The organism is Foetidibacter luteolus (assembly GCF_009650435.1).
GTDB classification, from domain to species: domain Bacteria; phylum Bacteroidota; class Bacteroidia; order Chitinophagales; family Chitinophagaceae; genus Foetidibacter; species Foetidibacter luteolus.
Genome location: NZ_VVIP01000048.1, coordinates 23,090 through 32,426, shown reverse-complemented (window position 1 = coordinate 32,426; position 9,337 = coordinate 23,090). Strand labels below are relative to the sequence as shown.

Here is a 9,337-nt window from a genome sequence, read left to right as displayed (position 1 = left end):
AAGTACTTCGTACTTCGTAAATCGTACTTTTTTACATCGTACATCCCACATCCAACATCTAACATATCACAAGTACTTCGTACTTCGTAAATCGTACTTGGGGGTGTCCCCAAGCTGCGCAAGGGGTCGGGCTTTCCGCTATTACTCCGGCACAAAGCCCCGGCTGCCCTGGCCTCACCGGGGTAGCCGCTTCAATCCCTCACCCGATGGTGTAACCTGCTGTTTTTTGGCAGGCAGGGTTCACATGCAACCTGTTATTACGGGTGAACTGTTTACCTGGCACTGTTGCCCGTTGGCATAGTAAAATAAAATTCAGAGCCTTTGCCCGGCTCACTTTCAACACCAAAACCAAAGTTGTGCCTGCGTAAAATTTCAGCGCAGATGTACAGGCCAATCCCCAATCCCTGTATATGGTGCTCGCTTTTTTCAGCCCGGTAAAATTTATTAAAAATGTGCTGCTGGTCTTTTTTAGAAATACCTATGCCGGAATCTTTTACACTTACCTTCGTTTCACCACCCTGTTCTGTAACCAATACGGTAACCTTCCTGGCATCGGGACTGTACTTAACAGCATTGGATAGAAAGTTGATGATTACCTGTTCCAACCTTATTTCATCGCCATATACCTGCCTTGCTGCACCTCCCTCCCTTTCAATGGTATAATCAGGATAGGTTTGCTGTATAATCTCCACGGCGTTACCCAACATGCCTTCCAAATCAAAATTCTTCATATTGTACTTTAACTTACCGCTTTCAATCTTGGATATATCCAGCAGGTCAGCTATCAGTATGTTAAGTTTCTCAACCTGTATCAGTGTGCGGTCAATATATTGCCTGGCAGCGTTTTCGTTGCCGTCCAGCAGGTGCTGCAGCAACTGTATATAACCTTTAATACTGGTAAGCGGTGTTTTAAGTTCGTGGCTTGCTATACTGATGAATTCATCCTTTTTTTTGATAGCCTGTTTTTGGTCCTCTATATCCGTAAAAGTGCCCACCCATTTAACTATTTCCCCGTTTTCTTTTACAGGTAAAACTTTCAACAAATGATAGCGGTAGTCTTCGTCGGCCAGTTTTTTTATACGCACTTCCATTTCAAGGGGCTGGCCTCTTTTTATTGTTTGCTGCAACGCGTTTTTAATATCGGCATCGTCAGGGTGCGCAACCGGAAATTCAATTTCTGAAGTGGAATATTCAAACCAGCGGCTATTGTTGTATTCTATATGGCCATCGGCCTTGGTGGTAAATGCAATTTGCGGTATAGATTCAAGTATGCTTTTAAATTCCAGTGCCAGGTCGTTTACTTCGTCCTGCGCTTTTTTCCTGAACTCAATTTCCGCCAGCAGGCTGGCCTGCATTTCATTCAACTGGCGCTTTTGTTCGTACAGCGTATAAAAGGTTTTAACCTTCAGTAAAAAAATGTCGGGGTCAATAGGTTTGCTTATATAATCTATGCCGCCGGAACTATAACCCTTCGCTATATACTTTTTATCTGTGTTTACAGCGGAAAGAAAGATGATGGGAATATCTTTTGACTTACTGTACCCCGAAATAGTTTCAGCCACCTCAAACCCATCCATGCCAGGCATTTGTACATCCAGTATAATTAGGGCATAACTGTTTTTCAGCACCTTTTTAAGGGCTTCCTCGCCGCTTAAAGCGGTGTCTGATGGAAAATTATGTTGGCTTAAGATAGATCTGATGGCAAAAATATTCTCCGGCTTGTCATCTACAATAAGTATCATTCGTGTAGCAAAGGTTATGCAACTTAGTTAGCAATAAAGTGTAAAATAATTGATTTTGATTTACATAAACAAGCCGGTGTTGCAGCTTTCAACCTTTTATTATGTATTGCTGTTGAGGAGATAAATATTGGGGAATTTTCTCTACAATTTTATTGCTAAAAGTGTTGTTTGAAGGGTAAATGTTAAAACATGATCCGCATAACCAACATGTATCAGCTTTTGGGAGGTTTTTAAAAAGTGCAGGAGTTAATTTCCCTTTTTCTGTTTTATCAACCCCGCCTTTCGTCCGCCCCGCTCCCCAAAGCTTGTCACAGCAAAATGCAAGAGCCCTTCCGGAAGCGCTGGCCTTAGTAGCAGGGAAACGTAGTTATTTTTTATGGCAGCAAAAGCGTAAGCTTCGCATTTTGCTTAACTGTAAGCTTACCGCCTTTTAATACCACCGGAGAGCGTATAATGCATTCTGAACCGGCAGACGGGTTAATGATCACCTCTACACCAGCGGGTATTTCCAACGGCGGCATGGCCCCGTTAACCCAGTTATCAGCATCTTCAAAGTTGCCGTTGCCGGTAAAAGTGTAAACAGGCAAAAATACCGGTTCCACTCCGGCCGAATAAAGCTCTTCGCCATAGGCGTAGCTGTAAGCTTTAAAAAAAATGCGGCTGCCTGCGGTTGCGAGTTGCTGCGGATTAACAAGACTGGCCAGGGCCGCACCTTCAGCCGGTTTGGTACCGGTGGCCGTACCGTCTGATACCCATAAAGCGTTATTCACCAGCATAAACATCTTACCGGCATTTGCCATGGCAAGTACCTGCCTGGGGCTGCTGGATGCGCTGCCGGGCGTAATGTCTTTTACCATAACAGTGCCGTCGCCAGTTCCATCGCTTTTCCATAGCTCAAACCCATTGGCCGGTGTACCTGCAAAAAAATAAAGCGTGCCGTTTACATTTGCAAGCATGGCAGGGTTAGAACTATTGCCGCCATCGGCTATATCTTTTACCAACTGTGTGCCCGCTGAGGTACCGTTGGTCTTCCACAGCTCAAGCCCTGTGGTGCTGCCCTGGGATGTGCCGGCAAAATAAAGCCAGCCACCCGCTGTTGAGGGGTTTAAAAACTCAGTTACCGTGTTGTTTACCACGACAGTGCCGCCGGCCGTACCATTTGTTTTCCAGAGTTGTTTAACTCCATTGGCAAAAGCAGTGAAGTACACTTCGCCACTGTATGCGCAAAGACTGTTAAAAGAAGGGTCAAACGCCTGGAAGGCGCCGGTAGCAGGCCTGGTCCCTTCTAAGGTGCCGTCTGTTTTCCATAATGCATGTTGCCCGGTTATATTCCTTTGCAGGTAAAACAAACGGCCGCCGGCAATAACAGGCGCCCTGCCTTGTGCGGTGGGGCCAGGCAGCTCGGTTATCGCGTTGGCCAGGCTGAATGTGCCGCCTGCCGAGCCATCGCTGCGCCAGAGCGAAAACAGGCTGGTATAAGCGTCCTGCATGCAGAAATAAACAAGGTTATCCGCAGCAATAATAAAACGGGTGTTAAGTGAAATGCTGTCTGTAAAGTCTTTTACCAACGTACTGCTGTTCCCATTAAATTTAAACAGGCCCCGGCGGTTGGTTAAAGAATCCGTGCCGTCAAAAAACAGATAGTTGCCCAGCCGGGCAAAACCAGGCTGCTGTAAAATACCGGATACATGTTTATCCGCAAACCTTTTGGTACCCGCTTCTGTACCATCGCTGGCCCATAATTTTACAAAAGGCGTAGTGCCGTCTGAAGCCCCGAACACAAGCTTACCCTGTAACTCTACCGGAGAAAAAATACCGGAAGAACCTGTAGTAGTGGTATTTATATCTTTCAGCAAAGCCGTACCCGCGGCAGTGCCATTGCTTTTCCAGAGTTCATATCCATTTATGCCATTATAAGCGGTAAACAAAGCGCTGTTGTTAAGCCATGTAAAACCCACACCGCTAAAAGCAGAAAGTGGCGGGCCGGGAAAAATATCTTTTATCATTACAGTGCCGGCCACGGTGCCATCGCTCTTCCACGGTTCAAAGCCTGTGGCAGGTGTTGAAGCCCAGAAATAAACGTTGCTGCCGGCACGGGAGAGGTTCATGGTTGAGCAACTGTCAACCAGAAGGTAAGTACCGGCGCTGGTACCATCACACCGCCACAACTGGTCTTTCCATTGAATTGCATCCTTATAGATGCGGGCAGAGAAGTATAAATTGCCGCCCACCTCAGTTAGCTGGTTAATGGCCGAGGAGATGCCCGGCGGTGTAATATCCTTAACCAGGGTAATACCCGATGAAGCGTTCATGTCGTAGGCATACACAGAAGCGCCAATGTTTCCATGGGCCAGGCCGGCGAAATATAAAGTATTTCCTTTTTTTGCAACGGGGCATGATGGAGATATGCTTATTTCGTTAAAGCCCGCTGCTATTGCCGCGTCCCCTGTTTGGTTGTCAGCAACCCAAAGCCTGCGTACATTATCCTGGCCGTTTAAGGCAGTGAAATAAACCTTATTACCGGTACCTTCTGTAATATGCTCCGGGGCAATGGCACTGGTGTTAACCAAAACTGTTCCTGCCGATGTACCATCCGAAAAAGCAAGTACACCCACGTTATTACTGAGTATCAGGGGAAAATAAAGTGCCCCTGCTGCCGGAACAAGATAGGGTACAATAGCAGAATTGTAACCGGGCCCGGGAACGGTAAAGTCTTTTATCATTACAGTTCCATCGGTTGTTCCGTCAGACTTCCAAAGCCGTCCCCCGCCATGGGACAAAAAGTAAAGCACATTGTTTGCTGCTGTAAGCCTGAAAGGCGAAGCAACATCTTTCAACATAACCGTGCCGGCTGCTGTACCATCGGAAACAAAAAGCCTGATACCCGCATTGGTAGCAGCCGAAAAGTATAGCTTATCGTTCATTACGGCAAACTCTGAAGGATTACCATTTTGTGCCCCATCCAAAATATCTTTTACAAGGTAAGTGCCCGCGGTAGTGCCATCGCTTCTCCAAAGTTCCGTGCCATGTATGCCATCATCAGCGGAAAAAAAACAAACGCCGCCGATAACCGGAAAAGTAGAAAAGCGTGCCGTGAAGGGTGATGGCGTTGAATTGGTAAACCGGTTAATGTCTTTTACAAGCGTTACGTTTTGTGAAAAAACCGGTGAGGGCAACAGGCATACGGACATAACTGTTAATAAGGTTAAAAGGTAGCTGGTGCGTTTCATATTAAATGTTTGAGGGTTAATGCCTAAGATATTTAATTATCCCCTTGCATAAAACAGGCTACAAGCCATGCGCAAAAAAATGGCCAATACGGATATAGGAAACTCTGATGCTTAATCGCCAAAACAGCGCTTGTAAGGCGGCCCATAAACCAGGCCGCAAATAAAATGCAGGCCGCACCTTCGGGTGAGGGATTGAATCGGGTACCCAGGTGAGCCCCCTCCAATTGTACCAATACATTGCGTGGCCCCGCCCCACTCACCATTTGCTACTCCCCACTTGCCTCCCCTGACAACACTGGTAGAATGTTGCCTGTTTGCAATACAATATTTTATGAATGATTATATTAACAGGCCGCATTTTATTTTTATGCAAACGCTTGGCTGATGAAAACACTATTGGTTGCAGTGTTATACATTTTGTGTGGGCAGCTTGCCGCGCAACACTCTGTTATACCCGTTAAGGTAGATAGCCGCACGGTATTGTTTAACAACGGCTGGCAGTTTGTATTAAAAAATGATACAGCAACAGCCAACGTTTCTACACTGCCCTGGCGGCAGGTTAATCTTCCGCACGACTGGAGCATTGAGGACTTGCCGGCGCAAAGAGCTGACAGCACCGGTGGACCGTTTTCAAAAGCCAGCGCCGGCGGACCGTTTACGGGGCATACGGTTGGCGGCACAGCCTGGTACAGAAAAACATTTACGCTGCCCGCGTCTGTAGAAAACAAAATTGTTTACCTGCAGTTTGATGGCGTTTACCAGCAAGCCGATGTGTGGTTCCGGGGCGAAAACCTGGGCACACACCCGAATGGCTATACACCTTTTTATTATAACATTACACGGTTGGTGTCCGGCAAAGCAGAAAACTCAGTTGAAGTAGAAGTAAAGAATATCGGCCGTAACAGCAGGTGGTATAGTGGGTCCGGCATTTACCGGCATGTTTGGCTAACAGTGGTTGAACCTGTGCATATAGCGCCCATGGGTGTTTATATAACTACGTCAAAAGCCGGCGCCAACAGCGCTGCCGTAAACATTGCAACCACGGTAAGCAATTTTTACAAGGCAAGAAAAGCATCCCTAAAAACAGTCCTTTTATCCCCCACCGGTGCCATTGCCGCTACGGTTACCACCCCCCTGAACATTGCCGCGGATAGTACCCTTGTCATAAAGCAGCAAGCCCTGATAAACCAACCTTTGCTATGGAGTGTTGATAAGCCCGATTTGTACAGCGCAAAATCTTACATAACGGATGGCGGTACAATCTTAGACAGCGTTACCACCACTTTTGGCATAAGAACAATAGTAATTAACGCCCGGCAGGGCCTGTTGCTGAATGGCAAAAGGCTTATACTGAAAGGCGGCTGCGTTCATCATGATAACGGTGCGTTGGGCGCCGCCGCCTATAACCGTGCCGAAGAACGCAAACTGGAAATATTAAAAGCCAACGGCTACAACGCCATACGCACCAGCCATAACCCTCCTTCAACTGCTTTTTTAGATGCCTGCGACAGGCTGGGCCTGCTGGTGATAAATGAGGCTTTTGACGAATGGGAGCATAAAAAACTGTTTGACGATTCATCTGCCTACCATCACTACTTTAAGGAGTGGTGGCAAAAAGATATAGAGGCGTTCGTAAAGCGTGACCGCAACCACCCCTCAGTAGCGCTATGGAGCATTGGTAACGAGATATATGAACGTGCTGACACACCCGGTTTGCGCATAACCAAACAGCTTACTAACGCTATACGCCAACTAGACAGTACCCGTAAAATTACCGAAGGTATCTGCTGGTTCTGGGACCATCCGGGCAGGCCTTGGGACTCATTGCAACCAGCCTTTGCCTTGCTGGATGTGGCCGGTTATAATTATGAGTGGCAGCGCTATGCAGACGATCACCGCAAGCACCCCAACCGCATTATCGTTGGTACTGAAACCTACGCCCAGGAAGCGCTGGAAAACTACAGCTTTGCCGAAAAGAACCCGCATGTGCTGGGTGATTTTCTGTGGACCGCATGGGACTATATTGGTGAAGCCGGCATTGGCCACACCCTGCTTCAGCCGAATACTTTAAAGCAGGACAAGACCATGCTGCAACCCTGGCCCTGGTTTAATGCCTGGTGCGGCGATATTGACCTTATTGGCCAGAAAAAACCACAATCTTACTATCGGGATGTGGTATGGCGCAGAAGCAAAATTGAAATGCTGGTGCAACGGCCTGCACCTGCGGGCAAGCATTACCTGGCCAATAGCTGGGGCTGGCCAGAAGAACTGAAAAGCTGGACATGGAATGGCCACGAGGGCAAACCCGTTACCGTACGTGTTTTTAGCCGCAGCAAGTTGGTGAGACTGGAACTGAACGGCAAGCCTGTAGCGGAGAAAAGCATTTCCGACACATCCATCACCGCTGTTTTTCAACTGCCTTACCAGCCTGGACTTCTGAAGGCTTTCACAATAGAAAACGGCCACAAGACAGACTCTGTTACCATTGCCACAGCAGGGCCGGCCCGGAAAATAAAACTGGTTGCAGACCGCAGTACCATCAAGGCCGGCGGGCAGGATTTGAGTTTTATAACAGCGGAAATAACAGATGATGCCGGCAACATTTTGCCCGATGCCGAAACGGAGCTGCATTTTGAAGCGGATAAGGAAGATGTTATTGTAGCTGTTGCCAATGGCAACCCAAAAGACATGAGCAGTTTTCGGCAACCGGTTAAAAAAACATTCCGCGGCCGCGGCCTGGTAATTGTCAAAAGCCATCAAAAAGCTGTGATCCAAATAAAAGCCAAAGCCACAGGGCTTGAGGATGGAACGATTAGCATTACTGCGGAATAGCAAGTGGGTAATTGGTAAATGGCGGGCACATCGTACATCCCACATCGTACATCTTACATATTTAAGTACTTCGTACTTCACCCTTCGTACTTGCTTTTGGGGGTGCCCCCAAGCTGCGCAAGGGGTCGGGCTTTCCGCTCATACTCCGGCACAGAGCAAGCGCACAAGACCTTCACCGGGGTATCCGCTTCAATCCCTCACCCGCTGGCATCTTCCTTTTATCATCATTACTGGCCTGCCGGAACAATGGATTATTCCTGAAATTTGCCGTTGTTTATTTTACAACATTCAAATAGCAAATCTCAAAACTATTAGCATGCTTATACCATCTTTGAAAGCACTGTTTAAAAGAGACCTTATTAAACTGAAAGCAGAAATAAATCTCTACAATAGCGAAGCAAGGCTTTGGCAAATAGAAAAAAGCATTGCCAACTCTGGCGGTAACCTTTGCCTGCACCTTATTGGTAACCTGAAAACGTACATAGGTAAAGAGTTGGGCGGCATTCCCTACGAACGCAACAGGGATGCCGAGTTTTCGCTGAAAAATATACCCAGGGCTGAACTTGTGGAAATGATAGACCAAACAATTGAAGCCGTTGAAGCCGGCCTTGATAATGTAACAGAAGAACAGTTGGTGCAGGAGTACCCGTTGCTGGTGCTTGCAACAAAAACAACCACAGGTTATTTCCTTATCCACCTGGCCATGCATTTAAGCTATCATCTGGGCCAGGTTAACTACCACAGGCGTTTGCTGGATGAATGAAACTAAGGAGGCTGCGTAAGTCTAAACTCAAGTATCTTTTTGTTTTCCGTTACACTATGCAAAAAACAATATTATCTGCATTCGCCATCTTAATAATCGGCAGTGCATCGGCGCAAAAGGAAAATAAACCGGTTACAGTTTTGCTGCAGGCGCAATACAGCAAAACACTCTATGATTTTACAAGAGGCAATAATCCCTGGGCGATTGGAACAGGGATTATTATTCAGTTGGAAAATAAAGGGAAGCTTAAGCCAACGCTTGAAACAACCGTGGATATTTATCTTGAAAATGATAAAGTGGCAAGGCTTAATAACGAAAATGAAATTGCGGAACGGGTCGGCATGTCAACATGCGTTTTAGCTGGCTGTTCGTATAATGCGTTTAAACGCCTACTGGTATCACTCACCGGTGGCCCCTGTTTTATTAATGGACGTATAACACTAGGAATACGTCCTTCATTGTGCTACCGGCTTTCTGCCGGCAAAACATGGCAGGGTAAAATATATTTTACCAACATTTTCAACCGCGAAACCTCACCGGCAAAGGATTTAGGGGCACTTAGTTTTTCCATTGCCCTGAAACTATAACCACAGATATTAAAAAAAATAGAGAACCTCCTATACTGTGCTTCTGCAGACACTGTATCAAACCTTCTGCACCCGATTCTGCCACCTGTAAGGTGCCAGAAGCATAAACAAGCCGCTGAGGCTTATCGGTAAGCCTCTTGATTGGCTACGTGTCTGGCAGCAAAGCTGGCAGACACTAAACCC

5 protein-coding genes are annotated in these 9,337 nt (G+C 46.8%); 3 read left to right on the top strand and 2 right to left on the bottom strand.

Annotated features, from left to right (window positions below):
• Positions 1 to 272: 272 nt before the first annotated feature.
• Both F0364_RS15080 and F0364_RS15075 read right to left on the bottom strand, forming a co-directional pair.
• Complete coding sequence (locus tag F0364_RS15080; protein WP_153798627.1) at positions 273 to 1,742, bottom strand: ATP-binding response regulator; 1,470 nt, start codon at positions 1,740 to 1,742, stop codon at positions 273 to 275.
• A 374-nt stretch (positions 1,743 to 2,116) separates the two neighbouring features.
• Positions 2,117 to 4,972 carry an ELWxxDGT repeat protein gene (locus F0364_RS15075; protein WP_153798626.1) on the bottom strand — a complete coding sequence of 952 codons (2,856 nt, stop codon included), beginning with the start codon at positions 4,970 to 4,972 and terminating at the stop codon, positions 2,117 to 2,119.
• Between the two features lie 384 nt (positions 4,973 to 5,356).
• On the opposite strand from F0364_RS15075, the gene F0364_RS15070 reads away from it, so the two are divergent.
• From F0364_RS15070 to F0364_RS15060, 3 genes are all read left to right on the top strand, one after another.
• A complete protein-coding gene (locus tag F0364_RS15070) occupies positions 5,357 to 7,804 on the top strand; it encodes a glycoside hydrolase family 2 TIM barrel-domain containing protein (protein WP_153798625.1) in 2,448 nt (815 codons plus the stop codon).
• A 316-nt stretch (positions 7,805 to 8,120) separates the two neighbouring features.
• Positions 8,121 to 8,567, top strand: coding sequence for a DUF1572 family protein (locus F0364_RS15065; protein ID WP_153798624.1), 447 nt, complete (start codon positions 8,121 to 8,123; stop codon positions 8,565 to 8,567).
• Positions 8,568 to 8,623: 56 nt separating this feature from the next.
• A complete protein-coding gene (locus F0364_RS15060; RefSeq protein ID WP_153798623.1) occupies positions 8,624 to 9,154 on the top strand; it encodes a hypothetical protein in 531 nt (176 codons plus the stop codon).
• Positions 9,155 to 9,337 lie beyond the last annotated feature (183 nt).

Bases quoted from the DNA above. Each gene is read 5' to 3' on its own strand.
- F0364_RS15075 (WP_153798626.1), bottom strand. From the start codon at position 4,972: ATGAAACGCACCAGCTACCTTTTAACCTTATTAACAGTTATGTCCGTA.
- F0364_RS15080 (WP_153798627.1), bottom strand. From the start codon at position 1,742: ATGATACTTATTGTAGATGACAAGCCGGAGAATATTTTTGCCATCAGA.
- F0364_RS15070 (WP_153798625.1), top strand. From the start codon at position 5,357: ATGAAAACACTATTGGTTGCAGTGTTATACATTTTGTGTGGGCAGCTT.
- F0364_RS15065 (WP_153798624.1), top strand. From the start codon at position 8,121: ATGCTTATACCATCTTTGAAAGCACTGTTTAAAAGAGACCTTATTAAA.
- F0364_RS15060 (WP_153798623.1), top strand. From the start codon at position 8,624: ATGCAAAAAACAATATTATCTGCATTCGCCATCTTAATAATCGGCAGT.